Source organism: Burkholderia sp. L27(2015) (genome assembly GCF_009765705.1).
Lineage (GTDB): Bacteria > Pseudomonadota > Gammaproteobacteria > Burkholderiales > Burkholderiaceae > LMUX01.
In genome coordinates this window covers 207275-224865 of record NZ_LMUX01000024.1, presented here as the reverse complement: position 1 = coordinate 224865, position 17591 = coordinate 207275, and the positions used below count along the sequence as shown (strand labels likewise).

Genomic DNA, 17591 nt, shown 5'->3' with positions numbered 1-17591 from the left:
ATGATGGCCATTGATAACATCTACGCGGGCTGGATCGGGCGCAATGAAGTGCGACGGGAGCGCGTCGATGCGCATCGTGCGCAGGCACTCGCAGCGACGCTCGATGTCCTCTTCGATTTTGTCGACGGGGCACCGCTGCCGCCTGGCTGGCAATGGCTGTATTTCAACCCAATTGCGGCGCGCAGTACGCTCGCTGAAGACGGGCATCCACGCCGCGAACTGGCAGGCAGCTTTCTCCCGCCCGTACCGCTGCCCCGTCGCATGTGGGCTGGTAGCCGCGTACGTTACCTTCGAGAGCTGCCAATCGGCGTCGACGCGACGCGTGAGAGCCACGTCGTGAAGATTGTTGAAAAGGACGGGCGCGGGGGCAAACTTTGTTTTGTGACTGTCGAACATCGCATATCTGCGGGCAGTGACGAATGCATCGTGGAGGAGCAGGACATTGTCTATCGCGAGGCCAGCGCCCGTTTGCAATTTGCTTCGGTAGGACTCGAACCGGCGCCCGACGCGCCTGTTGAATTCAGCGATCGCATTACGCCCGATAGCACGCTGTTGTTTCGGTACTCCGCGCTGACCTTCAACGGGCATCGCATTCACTACGACAAACCCTATGCTCGCGACTTTGAGGGTTATCGGAATCTCGTTGTCCATGGACCATTGACTGCCACGCTGCTGCAGAATTTTGCACGCGCCTGCAAGCCGGAATGCGCTCTGACCAGATTCGATTTTAAAGGAGTGAACCCGCTTTTCGTTGAAGAGACATTCGAGCTTCAGGCATGGAGCGATGCAAACGACTCAAACTTGCTTAACATGCGCGCGCTCGATGCACGCGGTGTGCTTGCCATGCAGGCGAGCGCGTATTGCAAGCCCATTTACTAACCAGATGGTCTTGCCACATTTGCTCCAAGTCCAACCTCGACCAGTGGCCGCGATGTAGTGGACGTGGTCCACTGGCTATGCTGTCTCGGCGAACAGCCGATGTTCGGAACGGACCGCCGCCGCGCTGGCGCAGCGTGATGTCAGAGGCCGGAAGACACGACACGTTATGAATGGAGAAAAATCGAGGCGATTTTATTCGCAAACCTTTTGGGTGAGCGTCCCTGAAAGCCTCAAAAAAAACTTGACGCCCTGAATTTTGGTTGTATACAGTCGACCCAATACAAAAGCAGAGGTTTCCACGGGTTGGATCATCTTTTAGAGATGTATACAGTCGACTACACACAAATTTCGGTGATTAAGTATGGATGAACTTCCGATTCGCGCTGCCTTGGGCGCGTCAGTGGCAACAATTCTTCGCAAGGCCATTCTCGACGGTTCGTTAAAGCCTGGAGAGCCGCTTCAAGAGACCGCGCTTGCGCGGCAGCTGTCAGTAAGTCGTTCGCCGATTCGCGAAGCATTAATTCTGCTTGAGCGAGAAAGGCTGGTGGTTAGTCATATCAACCGGCCAACAGTAGTCCGGAGGCCGTCTGCGGAAGAGATCCGGCAGATCTACACAATCCGATCGGTATTAGAGGGTACGGCTGCACGTTGGGCGGCTGAAAAAGCCACGCCTGCTCTTGTTGAGTCGCTGGGGGCCAATGCAGAAGAGCTTAACACTGCAACGATTGCCCGCAAGTCCAACACCGATGCCAGAGTTGTTGCTCTCGCAGTCGACTTCCACACGTCGATTGCGGCAGCGGCTGACTGCGTGGAACTGACGCATCTGCTGGAGAGCATTTGCAACCAAATCAAGCTAGTTATGACCGCTGGGCTCGCGAGCTTACAAAGTCGCCGTGCTGAAGAAATTCATGCGGAGCATTTGGACATCATCGCGGCGATTGCCGCTCATGACGGTGATCGCGCCGAAAAGCTCGCTATTGCGCACGTTCGCGGTGCACTGCATCGCTTGATCTACCTCAGTGATGACGAGCTGGGCGCAAGCGCACTAGCCAACCACTGATTAAGTTGACCTTAGGAAAAACGACGTAGAACCACGAGAAAAATAATGGGACCAGAATATAAAAAGACGCTTGAGCGGGCCCTTCAATATCTCTGTAAGGGCGCCGACGCAGTTTGTGATGGTGTAGCCCAAACCGGCGGAGTTCCCCGGTTGAATTACATGAATGGTAGCTATAGCTGGGACAGCGAATATGTATGGGACAGCTGGGCCAATTTTCAGTGGGCTGGCTTCTTGGCGGGTCGCATGTGGCTGCTGCATGCATTGACGAAAAACCAACAGTACGCCGACGCCGCGATGCATATATGCGAGCGGATAGGGCCTGTTCTTGCAAAGCACCCGACGGTATTCTCTTCTACCGGATTGGATATGTATTACGCCCTAACGCTTGGTTATAAGATCACCAACGAGAAGGTACTGAAGGATTGGGCACTAGCCGGTGGTGACAATTTCGCAAACATCTTTGACCGCAAAGCAGGCGCTTTTCTTCAGATTGCAAACGCTGACCGTATCGTCATCGATACCGGGCTCAATTTACCGTCGATGTTGTGGGCATCGCAATGGGAGCCGAACCGCGGCACCTTAGCCTATCAACATCTCGATACGGTGCTTAAAGTCGGGTTGGTGCGTGACGACGGCTCTAACTGCCATGCAGCGGCGCTCGATCCGGAAAGTCGTGCCGTCACTGGACTCTTCAGTCTGCAAGGATGGACCAACGAAAGCGTCTGGGCTCGCGGGCAAGGCTGGGCAATGCTTGGCTTCGCTCATGGCTATGAGGCAAGCGGTAGATTAGATTATCTCGACGCGGCGCGGCGGGCAGCCGATTGGTATGTCGAGAATGCTCCATCGGGTTGGGTGCCGCGGTACGACTACAACGACCCTCAGCGCGAAGCGCTTCCCTACGATTCATGCGCGGCTTGTATTGCGACGGCGGTTCTGATGCGTCTGGCCCGATGGCTGCCAGATCGCGCTGAGCAATACAGGAAAGTGGCGCAGGAAACCCTCAAAGCTCTCATTGCAGACTTTCTCACGGTCGGCGGAGTCGTGCTGCATGGAACATGGGGGAGGATGCGGCATATCGAGCCCGGGAAGCCCCGTCTCGGCAGGTTCCCTCAGGAAGACGTTATGCCGTATGGCAACTATTGGATCGCCGAATGTCTTTTCCGCGAGATGTCGGACGATTGGTCGGTTCTTTCACTCAAGCGCGAATAAAGGAACGTCATGCAATTTAGTCCAAACGGAATTTATACGGCGATTGTTACGCCGTTTACTGCGGGTGATGAATTCGACGAGAGGGCTTTTCGTCGTTTGATCGATTTCCAGGTCGATTCGGGTGCGGCCGGCCTGCTTGTCATTGGCGGAAGTGGCGAGTTCGTCAGCCTTACGCCCGCCGAGCGCCAACGAGTAGTGGAAGTCGCAATCGATCAGACGGCTAATCGCATTCCCGTGATTGTCGGGGCTCTTGCTCCGGGGACCCGGGAAGTTCAAGAAACTGCCCGCTACGCTGAGAAAGCCGGTGCATCAGCGCTATTAGTCTTGCCGTCTTACTACATTAAAGCTAGTGCAGCAGGTGTCTTTGAACACTTTGAACGGGTTGCGGACACCACGTCTCTTCCAATCGTCGCGTACAACAACACAGGGCGGACCGGGATCAATCTTGACGTGCCCTTATTGGAAAAACTCGCGACTCTCTCTTCCATCGTCGCACTGAAAGAGTGCGAGCGCGACTTGGCCATCGTATCGGCGAAGATCAGCGCGGTGGGCGATCGAATTGCCATCATGTCAGGTGACGATGATCTTGGCTTTCCGACTTTCCTGTTGGGAAGCCCTGGCGGGATTTTTATGACGGCCAATCTAATCCCTGCGTTCCATCGCAAACTTTTCGATGCGGCGATCAATGGAGACCTGACTACGGCTCGCAAAGCTCACTATGCATTGCTTCCTCTGGTTGAAGCTCTATATACGGTTGACCACCCAGGTTCGCTTAAAGATGCCATGGCTTTTATCGGGCATCCGGTAGGCCCCGTCCGCGCTCCTCTGCAAAGGGGGAGTGAGGAAAATTTGAAACGTGCCAAGATCGCACTCGAAAAGTTGAACGCTGCGTAATTCTTGATGCGATGGGAATTTCAGTTTTATCGTGTATGACTTAGAACTACTGACAAAGTAATGTCGGCCAACCCAATCCGCGTTGCGGATCGGGTTGGTGCCCCGCCATTTTTTACGGAGTTTTCCAGGTATGACGAAGCCCATCTCCCGCATCGCTGGCAGCGCTTTGCTTGCTCTCGGAATATTTGCATCCATGCCGGCACAGGCTGGGCAAACCCTGAACGCCATAAAGAGTCGCGGACAGCTGATCTGCGGTGTCAATCCAGCTCTTCCAGGCTTTTCAGCGGCTGACAATCAAGGCAACTGGGCAGGCCTGGACGTCGATGAATGCAGAGCCGTGGCCGCAGCCATCTTATCGGACGCCCGAAAGGTTAAGTGGGTGCCGCTCAGCGTGGCGCAAAGCTTTGCGGCTTTGCAGTCAGGGGAGATCGATTTACTAACGCGCAACATGACCTGGACCCTGACGCGCGACGCGTCACTCGGGCTCAACTTCACAGGGGTTGATTTTTATACCGGCCAGGGATTTATGGTACCCAAACCTAAATTGGATCCAAAGACACACAAGATGAGCGGGGTCAACATCACCAGCGCCAAGCAGTTGAAGGGGGCCTCTGTGTGCGTCCAGTCGGGCACTACCACGGAAGAGAATCTGTCCGACTACTCCAAATCGTCCGGGCTGCTACTGAAGCCGGTGGTCTTCGAGACTCAGGAAGCGGCCACCAAAGCCTATTTCTCAGGTCGTTGCCAAGCCTATACGTCAGACGCATCCGGTCTTGCAGCCGTGCGTGACAAGCAAAGCGCCAACCCCGACGACCAAGTCATTCTGCCCGAATTGATCTCGGAGGAGCCGCTGAGCCCAGTTGTACGCCGTGGCGATGACGAGTTTTTCGCCATTGTCAAGTGGGTGGGATTTGTGTTGATCCAGGCAGAGCAGTACGGCATCACTCAGGCGAATGTGGATGAGATGAAGGCCAACAGCAAGGACCCTGCGGTGATGCGCATCTTGGGCAGTTCAGACGACACTGGAAAGGCACTCGGACTCGACAAGGACTGGGCGTACAGGGCGATTAAGACGACCGGCAACTATGGAGAAATCTACGAGCGCAACGTCGGTTCAAAATCGAGTCTGAATATTCCGCGCGGGATCAACAACCTCTCGAGCAAGGGCGGCCTCATGTTTGCGCCACCGGTGCGCTAAGAAGACAAAATCCACGCCCATCCAGGACTGTCATGACACCTTCGTTCTTTCCACCCAAGACCAGCCGCCTTAGCTGGCGTAGCAAGGCATTTCGTGGGCTTGCTTGCCAAGCTATTGCGCTGATACTGGTGATTGCGCTTGGTGCCTACTTGATGCACAACGTCTCGCAGAACATGCGCGTGCGTGGCATTCACAGCGGCTTCGATTTTCTCAGCCAGTCGGCGGGGTTTTCGATTGGCGAAAGTGTGGTGCCGTTCGACTCGAACGACAGCTACGGAAAAGCTTTTCTTGTTGGGTTGTCTAACACTCTGCGAGTGGCTATCGCCTCGGTAATCCTAGCGACCTTACTCGGCACGGCGATCGGCATCGGAAAATTATCGCGTAACTTCCTGCTGCGCACGCTTTGTAGCGCTTACGTTCAGGCATTCCGCAATGTGCCCTTGTTGCTCCAGTTGTTCATGTGGTACTTCGTGATGACTGAATTGCTGCCGCCCGTGACGTCCGCGATCCAGCCAGTCGCTGGTTTGTTTTTGAGCAAGAATGGCCTCCAGTTCCCAATTCCCGTTTGGGTCAACGGCCAATGGATGACCTTGGCCGGGCTGCTTGCAGGTGCCATCGGTGCTTGGTTTTGGACTCGCCAAACGAAACGACATCTCTATGCTACCGGCCGGTTGTGGCCAAGTTTCTGGCCCTGCGTGGCTATTGTGATGGCTGCCGCTCTAGTGGGCTGGCTGCTCGGCGGTTCGCCGTCGGCTATTGATATTCCCGAGCAGAGCGAACTAAGTATCACCGGAGGCGGGGCAGTGACGCCCGAATATCTAACCATGGTCATTGGGCTGACTATCTACAATGCGTCGTTCATCGCCGAAATCGTACGCAGCGGCATTCAGTCCGTGCCGTTTGGCCAACACGAAGCGGCTGCGGCTCTCGGGTTGCCGCCCGGCAGAGAAATCCGGCTAATCCAGATGCCTCAGGCATTACGGGTAATCATCCCGCCGCTGACCAGCCAGTATTTGAACATCACCAAGAACGCATCGCTGGCGGTGGCCATTGGTTACCCAGACTTGGTCTCGATCTCTAATACATCGATCAACCAGACCGGGCGTGCGATCGAATGCATCTCTCTGGTAATGGCTTGTTACCTTACGCTCTCGTTGCTGATGGCTGCGTTTATGAACGTCTACAACAAGCGCGCTGTTATCAAGGAGCGGTGACATGATCAGCGGCGCAGAAATGACTTACGCCAGCACTAACGAAACGCCATTCGAGCCGATAGCGAGCCGGCCTCCCCCGCGATCCGTCAATGGTCCCATTGTCTGGTTGCGAAATAACCTTTTCGACGGATGGCGAAACACATTGGCGAGCGTGCTTGTATTGGGCATTTTGGCACTGACTTTGCCGCACGTGTTGCAGTGGGTCCTCTTCAAGGCGGTATTCGCCCCGGACAATGCCGCCTGCCGCGCTGCGGTCGGAGTAGGCGCCTGCTGGGGCCTGGTGGCGGAAAAGTACCGTCTGATCCTGTTCGGACGTTACCCTTTTGGCGAACAATGGCGACCGATGGTGGCCAGCGTGCTGCTGGTTACGTTGTTGGTCGCAAGCTGCTATCGCCGGTTTTGGAGGCCTAGCCTGTTAGTCGCCTGGGTGCTGGCCTGGGTCATTTTTTTCACTCTGATGCTGGGTGGTGTTTTGGGATTGGCCCCGGTGGAAACAGCACGATGGGGTGGCTTTCCCCTTACTTTGCTGCTGTCTACTGTCAGCTTGGGACTCGCATTTCCGTTCGCCATATTCGTGGCATTGGGGCGGCAGTCTCGCATGCCGGGTATCCGCACCTTGTGCGCCGTTTACGTGGAGCTGATCCGAGGCGTACCATTGATATCGGTCTTGTTCATGGCCTCGTTCATGTTCCCGCTGTTCATGCCGCAAGGCTCCAACATCGACGTTCTGGTGCGCGTGCTTGTCGGGTTGACGTTGTTCACGGCTGCCTATTTAGCCGAAGTCATTCGTGGCGGCCTGAATGCCTTGCCCAAAGGACAGGTCGAGGCCGCTCAGTCCCTTGGTCTATCGAGCTGGCAGATCACGCGCAAGATCGTAGTACCGCAAGCACTGCGATTGGTCGTGCCAGCTATTGTCAATATCTTTATCGGAACGTTTAAAGATACCTCCCTGGTTTCGATAGTTAGTCTGTATGACTTGACCGGAGCTTTACAGCTAGCACTCGGTGACCCGAATTGGCGCGAGTTCTTCTTCGAAGGGCAGCTGTTCGTTGCAGCGATTTATTTCGTTTTCTGCTTCGCCATGTCGCGCTACAGCCTGTGGGTGGAAAACCACCTGAATACCGGGACCCGTCGTCAATGACCTGGACTCCATCAGTTCTACCCAAGGAACCCGTATGATTGCTGAAACCCCGATCATAGAATTCAAGAACGTTAACAAGTGGTACGGGGAGTTCCACGTGTTACGCGACATCAATCTTACCGTGGCACGGGGCGAGCGCATCGTTCTGTGCGGCCCCTCGGGGTCGGGCAAGTCAACATTGATTCGCTGCGTCAACCGGCTGGAGGAACATCAACAGGGAAGCGTCGTCGTCGATGGAACCGAGCTAGTCGATGATCTGAAGGCAATCGAGCGCGTTCGAAAAGACGTCGGCATGGTGTTTCAGCAATTCAACTTGTTCCCGCACCTGACTGTGCTTGAGAACCTGACACTGGCGCCGATGTGGGTCGGTAAGGTTCCGAAGAAAGAAGCCGATGAGCGCGCGATGCAGCAACTCAAGAGGGTACGCATCGGCGAGCAAGCGGGTAAGTACCCGCTACAGCTATCCGGTGGGCAGCAACAGCGAGTTGCGATCGCGCGATCGCTATGTCTAACGCCGAAGATCATGTTATTTGACGAACCCACTTCGGCACTGGACCCAGAGATGATCCAGGAGGTGCTCGACGTGATGGTCGAATTGGCGGACGCGGGCATCACTATGCTTTGTGTAACCCATGAGATGGCATTTGCGAAAGCGGTAGCCAATCGAGTAATTTTCATGGACCAAGGGCAAATCGTCGAGCAGGCACCTCCGCATGAATTCTTCGACAACCCTAAGAACGGTCGCACCAAAGATTTTCTGTCTAAAATTTTAGCTCGTTGACGGTGTGCTTTCCCTAAAAGCCAATTTGCTCATCGGTTCAAAAATTTAACGCTTTAATTACACCCCTTGCATCGGAAGCCTCAGGCAGAATGGTTGCACGTGCGTATTTACCACGCTTAAGACAGCGATGACATGCATGAAGTCGTTGGTATCCGTCACTTGCTGCCATTGTTAAGCGCCTCTATTGCCGGGGCTTCACAAGTGTTTCAACATCACGCGGAGCAGCCGCAATTGGAGAGAAAGAAATGAATTTGACTACGATCGCGAACCCGGTCGATCTGCTCGAGGCGTTTACCTCGGTGCATGAGCACTGGTCCCCTAAGGTGGTCGCCCGAGTGAACGACCAATATGTAAAGGTAGCCAAATTGTTTGGCCAACTAGTCTGGCATAACCATGCGCACGAAGACGAGTTGTTTTATATTGTTCGGGGAGAACTCCGCATGGAATATGAAGGAGGTCGGATCGTGAATCTTCACGAAGGCTCGCTTCATGTAGTCCCGCGCGGCGTGATGCACAATCCAGTCGCCGATAAAGAATGTTGGATCGTGCTTATAGAATCTGTCACGACCAAGCACACGGGCGATGTCGAGAGCCCTCTGACCAAATCGCTTGAGCAACAGCTTTATTAAATGTGTGTCGTCAGAGAAAAAGGCACACGTTCGACGAACAGCAAAATCTCCATCGCCTGCGCGTCATATTCTCTCTATCCGTTCGAGGATCGCCCCGGCTTCGGAACCAGTAGCCATGACAGCAACGCACGAAAAGCCCGGCTATCGCTGGACCGCGCAGGAACTGGCCGAAGCCATTAAAATTTGTGTCTCAAACCTATTCGTACAACCGCCTGATGGTCGTTGCTTGATGGCGACGACTGATTGTTGATCGACGCAACGGCGGTCACTCCGCGCGAGTCTGTGCCGGAAGCTTTTTGGTACACGCCGAGCAGGTAGACATCCGTGCGACTTGAGAGAAAATAATCGAGCCCTAGCATGCCCTGACGGTAGATAGCGCCATCATTGGTTCCTATATTCCCTTCGATACTGCTGCTTTTCGTTAAGTCGTACGCGACACCCGCTATCAATGCCGGAGTAACCGTGTACTGAAAATTGACCTCAGCATTGTTGAAATGCACACTTCCCCGATATCCAGTTGGATCCGGTCCTGAGGAAAGATCACCGAGGTTCTCGAACGCGACGTTCGAGTAGGTGAAGCCAATTAAAGCCGGCCCGAACGTGTATGTGCCGCCAGTACTCGCCACCCTGTAAGCGCGTGCGGATAGAAACCCGCTATAGATCGGATACGAGGTGTTTGCTGTGGTGGGCGATGGGGTTCCAGACGTTGAATTGCCAAAATAACTCACATTTGGGTTGCGCACGTTCAGGTAGCCAGCCGCCAGAACAAGGGGGCCATTGGCATAGCCGATAGCGGCTGACCAAACTTGGTTGCGCGTCGCATCACCAGCCACCCCACCTAGGCTGTACAGGAGGCCAAACGTGAACCCCTCGAAATTCACGCTTTTAAACTTCAGAGCATTATTCGTGCGAAACGAATTGTTCAAACCATCAAGATCGCCGGGATGCGCGCCGATATTACCTGCCCAACTGGCACCCGCTTCGAATGGTCCGACGAAGTCGGTGTTGACATCATATTGGCGTCCCAGTGTCGCCGTCCCCAAGGGAGTGGATATTCCGACGTAGGCTTGGCGCCCAAACAGCAGGCCGCCTTGCGCAAATTTTCCAGTACTGGCATCAAAGCCGTTTTCCAGTACGAACACCGTCTTTAGGCCTCCGCCAAGATCCTCGTTCCCACGTAGTCCCCAACGGCTTCCTGACATGACGCCGCTTTGTTGCGCATAGGAACCCTTGCCCGACATATTGCTGTTGTAGTTAAGACCCTCATCAACGATGCCGTAGAGAGTCACACTACTCTGCGCGTGTGCAAGACTTGCGAAACTTCCGAGCACTACAGTTGCGAGGAATTGTTTTTTCATCATAGTCTCCGTCCTTTTATAATTGGCAAAGCTCCGCCTGCGAGGGAGCATCGCTGCTCCCTCGTGGATCCTGTGTATCTGCTGTAGCCTGCTAGAAGATTGAGCCCACCACCGTTTTCCTTAAAATCAGTGTTCGGGAAAATCGTCGTCGGTTGTTATTGGCTGTCCGATTTCTTTCATTAAATGCTCAGCCGTAGGTTCAGTCATGTCGGGGGTAGGTGACAATTCTATATACATCGCATAACTAAACACTTTATTTTATTGTGTTTATCAGTAATACAAATTGTATAGTCTGAATTGTTGTCCTTTCGTTTCATCCATCCCGAACTTCGACACGATTTGGATCGCACAATCATGACGAAGTCTGGAGCGTGCCGATCACGTTCACAACACGCGCAAAGTATCTTCTTGCCAAACGCTTCATCCGGCGTTTCGTGGAGCTCGTGCGTTCGAGTGTCATCTGTTCAGTCTTACTCGAGTGCGGACTCGGGCCACGCGCGCGAATCCCTATCCACGTATTCCTAATAGAGTGTCTCAAAGCCGTTTGTTGAGCCGGTCGACCCAAGCTTCGGGCTCGGGGACGAACATCTGCGCCAAACGTTGTGAGCGTAATTTGCTGCTTTTCTCTCTACCCTGCATCTACCTGTCAGGTTATGAGTGGTACTATGTCACAGCAAAACACCATTTACAAGCGGCGACTTCCAGGTACAAACCCCAGGTCGTAGAGGTCAGAGTTCCCTTGAGTTACGTCCATCCATAAAGTCGCGCAGGATTGTCCGTGAGAATCTTCTTGTATGCTTCGCCTGAAGCTTGGCGCAGAAGCGCCAATAGGCGTCCATGGTCGATAGGTAAATATTCCACGCTCTGCGGACCGCCAGCCTTGCCGATATGAGGCCAGTCGGAGCCCCATATAAGCTGATCCGAGTTCGCCTCGATCAGCGAGCGCATGATCGTCAACGCTTCTTCTGGCGCCTCTCGGTGCGCCGAAACGTGGTCTGCGCCGGAAATTTTTATCCAGCACTTGCCCTTCCGAAGCAGACCAAGTGCAGCCTTGAAACCGGGCTCGTCGAGTCCAAGAGACGTCCGCGCCCCGGCCATGTGGTCAAATACGACTGGAACCCCTAGATGGGGGACATGAGCGGCAATACTTTCGAGCAGTGCGCCGCGAGCAAGCACCTGAAGGTGCCAGCCAAGGTCAGCAATGCGCGCTGCGATGGCCTGTAGCTGCGCTGGCACTCTGTGGGGGTCGGGAGATACACCCGTGACGAAGTTCAATCGAACACCACGTACGCCAAGTGCATGCATGGTCTCCAGCACATGGTCAGGTGTCGCATCATCAATGACCGCTATTCCTCGCACCATGTCGCCCGCTTTTCGCAGCCCATGCAACAATCGAGCGTTGTCCGTCCCGTAGGCACTGGGTTGAACTAGTACAGCGCGTCGCACCCCTAAAGGTTCGGAGATTGCGCGCCATTGCGACAGGGTAGCTTCGGTAGGGGTATAGCTGCGCTCCGCTATTGCGGGATAGCGCAGGGCGTCGCCAAAAAGATGAATATGGCAGTCGATACCGTTGGATGAGATGTCATTCATGTTTGTCGCCTGGTCAATTGATAGCGTCACTGTCTTCATGACAAAATCCGGCGACAACCGTCACCAAAATTTGTAGTTAAATAAAGGTGTGTAGTGTCCGTTCACACACTTGCTCGCCCATGTGCGTTTCCCGGCGCGAGTCCTTGCGCAATAAGATCCGTTGTCAATGTCCGGCTCGCTCCGCGTTTCGCTGGGCGCTTATTAAGAGCCCTTCCTTGGGACCTGCGAAGGGCCGGGCGAAGGACGGTTCCGTGGTATGTCTCCTTCTCCATTAGGTTGGCGCCGCGGGGCGTCAAAGTGAGAGTTGTGACCGACCAGCACCACCAAAACAGCGGAGAGCATAGGAGCAGCGGCGAGGCACAGAAGTGCCACGCTGTTGCTGCCACTTGCATCCCTGATAGACCCAAATGCCCAGGGTCCTAACCAAGAGCCCAGTTGCCCAACCGACTGGATCATCGCGATTCCACCGGCCGCAGCCGTTCCCGTCAAAAGGGAGCTGGGAATCGCCCAAAAAGTCAATGCGATCGATTGCTGGCCCATTTCTGCCAGGATGAGTGCTGCAGTGATGAGGTAGGGGTGGCCCGGTCCAATGAAGACGCAGGCAGCCATCCCTGCAGCGCAGACCAGGCACGCGATGGCGCAGTGCCAGGTCCGCTCACCCGTTGCGTCCGAGTGCCAACCCCAAAGCAGCATTGCCACGAAGGCGAACAGGAAAGGGATCGCGCTAACCCAGCCAATCATCTTAGGCGAGACACCGAGCCCTTGGACGATCATCGGCATGAACAAAACGAGCCCATATTGAGAGACATTCTGACCGAAGTAAGCGATCGTCAAGATCCATACTTTCGGATGGGTGAAGGCCTCCCTCAACGAATATTTGCGAATGGCTTCTCGCTGAGTACGTTCCGCGGTCAACGTTTCGTCCAGCCACGCCCGTTGCTCCGGCTTCAGCCAGGCAGCATCGGCCGGTCGGTCGGTCAGCTTGCGCCAGATAACGACCGACATAACGACAGATGGCAAGGCTTCGACGATGAATAGCCACTGCCAGCCATGCAAGCCTAAAACCCCATCGAATTGCATGAGCAGGCCGCCGAGTGGCATCCCGATAAAAAGGGATATGACGCTGGACGACTGAAATAGGGCGAGCATCCGCGTGCGATATCGGGACGGAAACCACCACGTTAAATAGAGGACGATGCCCGGGTAAAATCCGCCCTCTGCAATTCCGAGAAGAATGCGCGCTGCGTAGAATCCCCAATCGTTCCAAACGAAAGCGGTCAACCCAGAAATGATGCCCCATGTCATCAGGATGCGAGCGATCCACCTCCGCGCTCCCACTGAGTTGAGGATAAGAGTACTGGGTATTTCTGCCAAAATGTAGCCAACGGAAAACAGACCGGCACCAAATCCAAACACCGCGGAAGATAGCCCGATTGCCTTGTTCATGGTCAGAGCGGCCATGCCAATGTTTGATCTGTCGAGGTAAGAACAGAAATAGGCAAGCATGAGCAGCGGCATTAATCGCAACGCGACCCGACGGACAGTTTCTCGTTCTATTACGGCTATGTTCACAGCGTCTCCTCCTTTATCCTGGTTGCGCCCGGTCGCGATCGGAGTCGCGCTATTTGTTGTCCCGGCAAGTACTGGCGATCACTGCCTTCTTAGGGAAGGTCTGAACAACTCATTTTCAGCCTGACTGTTCGTCAATTCGAAATTGGCGGGTCTCGAAAGTCGTTTAGCGTTGGAAACCGAATGAATGCGGACCAGAAATTGGGCTCGATGTTTGTGGATCGCCGCCTTCGCGACATCTAGAGATTGGACAGCGCGAACAGCTTTGTCAGTTGTGCTGTGTTTTTCTTCAGACCACGGTAGCGGACTTTCGCAAAGCCGAACTGCAGTTTGATCACCCGAAACGGATGCTCTAGCACGCTTCGCACGCTTCGCACCGAAATGCACGCAGCTCGCTTCTCTTTTTCGTTACCCCTACATCTACTGGTCCGTTGATAAATGGTACTATGTCACAGCAAAACGCCATTTACAAGCCGCAAAGTCCGAGGACAAACCCTAGGCCATGTGCTGGACCGGCAGCAGTAATCGGAATGATGCGGTCCGAATGACTTGGCGGCTGTGGCCCGTGGCGGGTGCGACGGCGGTCGTGATCACTTGCAGTAACCCGAAGACTCGTGATTTTTCTCGGTTTGCTTCGACGTGAGCCGCCGTACCCGCTTTATTTCGCTCTCCCGCCCTTTAGGAGAATGCCCCCACGTGCCGGATGGGGTGAGCAGGCGGTTTGGCGCACACGGGCGTTGTACCGACTCCTATACTTGTTGCAAATGGCACTATGTTGTGACATAGTGCCATTATCAACCACAAGGAGCCATCATGGTAGTGAGAAAAACGAGCAAGCTGCGCGCGTTGCTCAACGCGAAGACGTTTTTACATATGCCGGGCGTGTACGACGCATTGGCGGCCAAATTGACGGAACACGCCGGATTTGAAGCGGTATATTGCGGCGGCTACGTAACGGGCGGATCGCGCGCGGTTACCGAACCGCTGCTGACGATGACTGAGCAGATTACATTGGCGTCGGACGCAGCGGCAGCGGTCGATATTCCGATGATCGTCGATGCCGGCGCGGGCTTTGGCGAACCACTTCACACTATGCGAACGGTTCGTGAGTTCATTCGCGCGGGTATCGCAGGCGTGCATATTGAGGATCAGATCTTCCCGAAACGGGCTCATTACCATACATACCAAGTGCACGAGACAACGCCTGAGGAGTTTGGCGACAAGATTCGCTATGCGTGCAAAGAGCGGGATGAGCAGGACCCGGATTTCGTTATCATCGCCCGATCGGATTCATGCCGCGAATTTGGATTAGATGTGGCTGCGGAACGCGTGAATCGTGGCGCTGATGCCGGCGCAGACCTGGGTCTCCTGTTCCCGCGAACGCCTGAAGAAACCGAGCGTGCACCGCGAGTTTGCAAGGTGCCACTGTTGTATGTGATGAGCCGTGGCAACCGCGACGGGCGACCGATTTTCAGCCGGAAGGACTTGCAAGACATGGGATATGCCGGGATCATCGAATCTCAACTGATGATGCTGGTATCCGTCGATGCGCAGCAGCGAGCACTCAAAGAGCTGCGCGACACGGGCAACCATTCTCTGCTAACTCACGAGCAGGAAGTCCGAATCCGCAAGGACATCGAAGACCGAATCGATCTCGAAAAATATTATGAAATCGAGCGGCAGACGGTGGAAGCGCGTTAGGTCGCGATTTATCAAGGCTCCGGAATGCTCGACGAATAAATTCGTATAACCATAGATGCAAACGTCGAGCCATCCGTCGGTGGTGTAGGGTCGGTCGGATCGGTTTAGGCTTTCGAGTTGTGTTTGGAGATATGTATGTTTGTGCAAACGCCAGACCTCCGGCTGGCCTCAGAAGTTTTGAGTCTGATAGGTTCGCGAACATCCGCCAAGGTTCTAGGTGGACCGCAGCCGAATGACAGGCAGATCCGATCGATCATTGAAGCCGGCGACCGGGCGCCAGACCATGGGCGACTGCGTCCTTGGCGCGTCACCGTCGTTGCAGGTGACGCGCGCAATCGTCTGGCGGATTGGCTTGGTAATTTCGCTCGAAAGTGCCGGCCTGACATGACAGCTCTCGACCTTGAGCGCGCCAGGGCCAAAGCTTTCCGGGCACCGCTGATATTAATCGTCTCAGCGAAGATCGCTGCCGATTCGAAGATTCCAGCAATTGAGCAGGTCATGGCGGTGTCGGCTGCGGTGCAAAACATGTTGCTTGCGGCGCACGCGTTGCAGTTGGGCGCAGTCTGGAAAACGGGCGCAGCCGCTTACGATCCAGAGATAAAGGCTCATCTCGGCCTGGACCCGATCGACATTGTTGTGGCTTTTCTGTACATCGGCCAGCCGATTACAGAGAACGCGGTCATAGATCGATCTGTTGACGAGATTATTGCTTGGCTTTAAACGATTTGTAGACCATAGCAGTCGTTCGTCCGATTAGAGCTGCGGAGCAATTTTCAATCGCGATTGGACGAACGTTCGTGAACTTGGCTAGGCCTGGTACGTACGGTTCGTCAGGCAATCACCACGAGAGGCGCCGCGAACGAGAGCTTGCTCTCATAGATTGTGCTGTGGATCGATTGAAGAATGCTTTCGGATGGAAGCGCATTGAACTTGCCGAGCTATCCGGCGGGGGGGAAGCGTTTGTCGCAATTCCAAATCGACTAGCTGCGCAGAAGCGCTTTCGCCATATCGACGAACACGCGGAATTTTAGCTGGGTCAGCGACCGCTCAGGAAAGTAAAGGTAAAGGCCGCCATCACTAGGAATGAACGTCTGGAGAAATGGCTCCAAGCGTCCATCCGCGATGTACTCTCGGACTTCTCGGTCGGCGACAAACGCTAATCCGAGGCCTTGGAGGGAAAATGCAACCAGAAGCCTGCGCTCGTTTACGATGAGCCCTCCCGGAACATCCACCAAAAACTTCCGCTTGCCACGCTTAAATCCCCAACGGTGCAGCGCCTGCGAAGACGGGAAGCGGTAACGAATCGATTCGTGATGCACAAGTTCCTCGGGCGTCGTCGGTCGGCCCGCTATAGCGAGATAGCTGGGCGCGCCAACAACCAACCAAGTGATCTCTGGTGTAAGTCGAACGGCGACCATATCGCTGTGGACCCTGGGTGCGACGACTGTACTCGCCTTGTTGTTGACGGCTGCGCTGGCCACCCATCTATTTCGACTTATCCGGCGTGGACTATCGAATATCCAGCGTACCGTCACGGCGGTCAGTCTATCGTTGGATCTTACGCAACGCGTGCCCGTTGACCGGGCCGATGAAATTGGTCAGATAGCGAACGCATTCAATCAGCTCATCGAGCGTATCAGTGGGGTACTGTGGACAGTGCGACAGTCCTCCGAGTCGGTCGGCACAGCGGCCAAGCAAATTGCTGCGGGCAACGTGGACCTGTCGTCTCGCACCGAGCAGCAGGCCGCTTCATTGGAAGAAACCGCCTCGAGCATGGAAGAACTGACCTCCGCAGTTCGACATAACGCAGACAATGCGCGCGAAGCCAGCACGCTGACGACCGACACTGCTGGGCTCGTGCACAAAGGTCGTAGTGCGGTGCATCGCGTCGTCGAGACCATGAACGAGATTGATCAGAGCTCCGACAAAATTGCCGGAATCACCGGCCTCATCGAGGGGATCGCGTTCCAGACCAATATTCTTGCACTGAACGCGGCGGTGGAGGCGGCTCGTGCCGGCGAGCAGGGACGAGGCTTTGCCGTAGTGGCTAGCGAAGTACGCAGCCTTGCCCAGCGGTCGTCCAGTGCTGCCAAAGAAATCAAGGACCTGATTGCTGTGTCGGTGCAGAAAATTCACGACGGCTCGGCATTGGCCGACGAAGCCGGAGAGACGATGTCTCGGGTCACGACGGCAGTGGAGCGAGTGGCCTGTGTGATCGAGGAAATTGCGGCGGCGTCCGAGCAGCAAAGCAAGGGTATCGAGCAAGTCAATCAAGCGATTGCCCAGATGGATCATGTCACGCAACAAAACGCCGCATTGGTGGAAGAGGCGGCGTCGGCGGCGAAATCACTGGAGGATCAGGGGCACT

17 protein-coding genes are annotated in these 17591 nt (G+C 55.0%); 12 read left to right on the top strand and 5 right to left on the bottom strand.

The window, feature by feature from the left end:
* From GSQ77_RS27430 to GSQ77_RS27390, 9 genes are all read left to right on the top strand, one after another.
* Nucleotides 1-879 carry a MaoC family dehydratase N-terminal domain-containing protein gene (locus GSQ77_RS27430; RefSeq protein ID WP_158906992.1) on the top strand — a complete coding sequence of 293 codons (879 nt, stop codon included), beginning with the start codon at nucleotides 1-3 and terminating at the stop codon, nucleotides 877-879.
* Nucleotides 880-1240: 361 nt separating this feature from the next.
* The gene (locus tag GSQ77_RS27425) at nucleotides 1241-1939 is read left to right on the top strand and encodes a GntR family transcriptional regulator (protein WP_158906990.1); all 699 of its coding nucleotides are present in this window, start codon (nucleotides 1241-1243) and stop codon (nucleotides 1937-1939) included.
* A gap of 45 nt (nucleotides 1940-1984) precedes the next feature.
* A complete protein-coding gene (locus GSQ77_RS27420; RefSeq protein WP_158906988.1) occupies nucleotides 1985-3148 on the top strand; it encodes a glycoside hydrolase family 88 protein in 1164 nt (387 codons plus the stop codon).
* 9 nt (nucleotides 3149-3157) lie between these two features.
* Nucleotides 3158-4042, top strand: a complete 885-nt coding sequence (gene dapA / locus GSQ77_RS27415) for a 4-hydroxy-tetrahydrodipicolinate synthase (protein ID WP_158906986.1) — start codon at nucleotides 3158-3160, stop codon at nucleotides 4040-4042.
* Nucleotides 4043-4172: 130 nt separating this feature from the next.
* Nucleotides 4173-5240 carry an amino acid ABC transporter substrate-binding protein gene (locus tag GSQ77_RS27410; protein WP_158906984.1) on the top strand — a complete coding sequence of 356 codons (1068 nt, stop codon included), beginning with the start codon at nucleotides 4173-4175 and terminating at the stop codon, nucleotides 5238-5240.
* Nucleotides 5241-5272: 32 nt separating this feature from the next.
* Entirely contained in the window at nucleotides 5273-6454 is a 1182-nt protein-coding gene (locus GSQ77_RS27405) for an amino acid ABC transporter permease (protein WP_158906982.1), read from the top strand.
* A gap of 1 nt (nucleotide 6455) precedes the next feature.
* Nucleotides 6456-7595: an amino acid ABC transporter permease gene (locus GSQ77_RS27400; protein WP_254067850.1), complete on the top strand. Its 1140-nt coding sequence runs from the start codon at nucleotides 6456-6458 to the stop codon at nucleotides 7593-7595.
* A gap of 34 nt (nucleotides 7596-7629) precedes the next feature.
* Nucleotides 7630-8376 (top strand): amino acid ABC transporter ATP-binding protein, encoded by a 747-nt coding sequence (locus tag GSQ77_RS27395; protein WP_158906980.1) that lies wholly within the window; start codon nucleotides 7630-7632, stop codon nucleotides 8374-8376.
* A 245-nt stretch (nucleotides 8377-8621) separates the two neighbouring features.
* Complete coding sequence (locus GSQ77_RS27390) at nucleotides 8622-9005, top strand: cupin domain-containing protein (RefSeq protein WP_158906978.1); 384 nt, start codon at nucleotides 8622-8624, stop codon at nucleotides 9003-9005.
* Between the two features lie 176 nt (nucleotides 9006-9181).
* Here GSQ77_RS27390 and GSQ77_RS27385 read toward each other — a convergent pair whose 3' ends face one another.
* The 4 genes from GSQ77_RS27385 to GSQ77_RS30045 form a co-directional block, all read right to left on the bottom strand.
* Nucleotides 9182-10363 (bottom strand): porin, encoded by a 1182-nt coding sequence (locus tag GSQ77_RS27385; protein WP_158906976.1) that lies wholly within the window; start codon nucleotides 10361-10363, stop codon nucleotides 9182-9184.
* Nucleotides 10364-11107: 744 nt separating this feature from the next.
* Nucleotides 11108-11992 (bottom strand): amidohydrolase, encoded by an 885-nt coding sequence (locus GSQ77_RS27380; protein WP_158906974.1) that lies wholly within the window; start codon nucleotides 11990-11992, stop codon nucleotides 11108-11110.
* A gap of 162 nt (nucleotides 11993-12154) precedes the next feature.
* Nucleotides 12155-13525, bottom strand: a complete 1371-nt coding sequence (locus tag GSQ77_RS27375) for an MFS transporter (RefSeq protein WP_158906972.1) — start codon at nucleotides 13523-13525, stop codon at nucleotides 12155-12157.
* A gap of 236 nt (nucleotides 13526-13761) precedes the next feature.
* On the bottom strand, nucleotides 13762-13962 hold the full coding sequence (locus GSQ77_RS30045; protein WP_367889707.1) for a transposase: 201 nt from the start codon (nucleotides 13960-13962) through the stop codon (nucleotides 13762-13764).
* 373 nt (nucleotides 13963-14335) lie between these two features.
* Between GSQ77_RS30045 and GSQ77_RS27365 the strand changes: the two genes are divergently transcribed.
* Nucleotides 14336-15223: an oxaloacetate decarboxylase gene (locus GSQ77_RS27365; RefSeq protein WP_158906970.1), complete on the top strand. Its 888-nt coding sequence runs from the start codon at nucleotides 14336-14338 to the stop codon at nucleotides 15221-15223.
* 135 nt (nucleotides 15224-15358) lie between these two features.
* Nucleotides 15359-15943: a nitroreductase gene (locus GSQ77_RS27360; RefSeq protein ID WP_158906968.1), complete on the top strand. Its 585-nt coding sequence runs from the start codon at nucleotides 15359-15361 to the stop codon at nucleotides 15941-15943.
* A 260-nt stretch (nucleotides 15944-16203) separates the two neighbouring features.
* On the opposite strand, the gene GSQ77_RS27355 is transcribed toward GSQ77_RS27360, so the two are convergent.
* On the bottom strand, nucleotides 16204-16641 hold the full coding sequence (locus tag GSQ77_RS27355) for a LysR substrate-binding domain-containing protein (RefSeq protein ID WP_158907093.1): 438 nt from the start codon (nucleotides 16639-16641) through the stop codon (nucleotides 16204-16206).
* Between GSQ77_RS27355 and GSQ77_RS27350 the strand changes: the two genes are divergently transcribed.
* Nucleotides 16610-17591, top strand: a 982-nt coding sequence (locus tag GSQ77_RS27350; RefSeq protein ID WP_367889702.1) for a methyl-accepting chemotaxis protein, incomplete at its 3' end; no start/stop codon positions are given. The genes GSQ77_RS27355 and GSQ77_RS27350 overlap by 32 nt on opposite strands.

What these genes read in the sequence shown, in the direction of transcription:
- GSQ77_RS27405 (WP_158906982.1), top strand. Translation starts at nt 5,273, where the DNA reads ATGACACCTTCGTTCTTTCCACCCAAGACCAGCCGCCTTAGCTGGCGT.
- GSQ77_RS27425 (WP_158906990.1), top strand. Translation starts at nt 1,241, where the DNA reads ATGGATGAACTTCCGATTCGCGCTGCCTTGGGCGCGTCAGTGGCAACA.
- GSQ77_RS27360 (WP_158906968.1), top strand. Translation starts at nt 15,359, where the DNA reads ATGTTTGTGCAAACGCCAGACCTCCGGCTGGCCTCAGAAGTTTTGAGT.
- GSQ77_RS27430 (WP_158906992.1), top strand. Translation starts at nt 1, where the DNA reads ATGATGGCCATTGATAACATCTACGCGGGCTGGATCGGGCGCAATGAA.
- GSQ77_RS27390 (WP_158906978.1), top strand. Translation starts at nt 8,622, where the DNA reads ATGAATTTGACTACGATCGCGAACCCGGTCGATCTGCTCGAGGCGTTT.
- GSQ77_RS27395 (WP_158906980.1), top strand. Translation starts at nt 7,630, where the DNA reads ATGATTGCTGAAACCCCGATCATAGAATTCAAGAACGTTAACAAGTGG.
- dapA (WP_158906986.1), top strand. Translation starts at nt 3,158, where the DNA reads ATGCAATTTAGTCCAAACGGAATTTATACGGCGATTGTTACGCCGTTT.
- GSQ77_RS27355 (WP_158907093.1), bottom strand. Translation starts at nt 16,641, where the DNA reads ATGGTCGCCGTTCGACTTACACCAGAGATCACTTGGTTGGTTGTTGGC.
- GSQ77_RS27380 (WP_158906974.1), bottom strand. Translation starts at nt 11,992, where the DNA reads ATGAAGACAGTGACGCTATCAATTGACCAGGCGACAAACATGAATGAC.
- GSQ77_RS27365 (WP_158906970.1), top strand. Translation starts at nt 14,336, where the DNA reads ATGGTAGTGAGAAAAACGAGCAAGCTGCGCGCGTTGCTCAACGCGAAG.
- GSQ77_RS27385 (WP_158906976.1), bottom strand. Translation starts at nt 10,363, where the DNA reads ATGAAAAAACAATTCCTCGCAACTGTAGTGCTCGGAAGTTTCGCAAGT.
- GSQ77_RS27400 (WP_254067850.1), top strand. Translation starts at nt 6,456, where the DNA reads ATGATCAGCGGCGCAGAAATGACTTACGCCAGCACTAACGAAACGCCA.
- GSQ77_RS27420 (WP_158906988.1), top strand. Translation starts at nt 1,985, where the DNA reads ATGGGACCAGAATATAAAAAGACGCTTGAGCGGGCCCTTCAATATCTC.
- GSQ77_RS27410 (WP_158906984.1), top strand. Translation starts at nt 4,173, where the DNA reads ATGACGAAGCCCATCTCCCGCATCGCTGGCAGCGCTTTGCTTGCTCTC.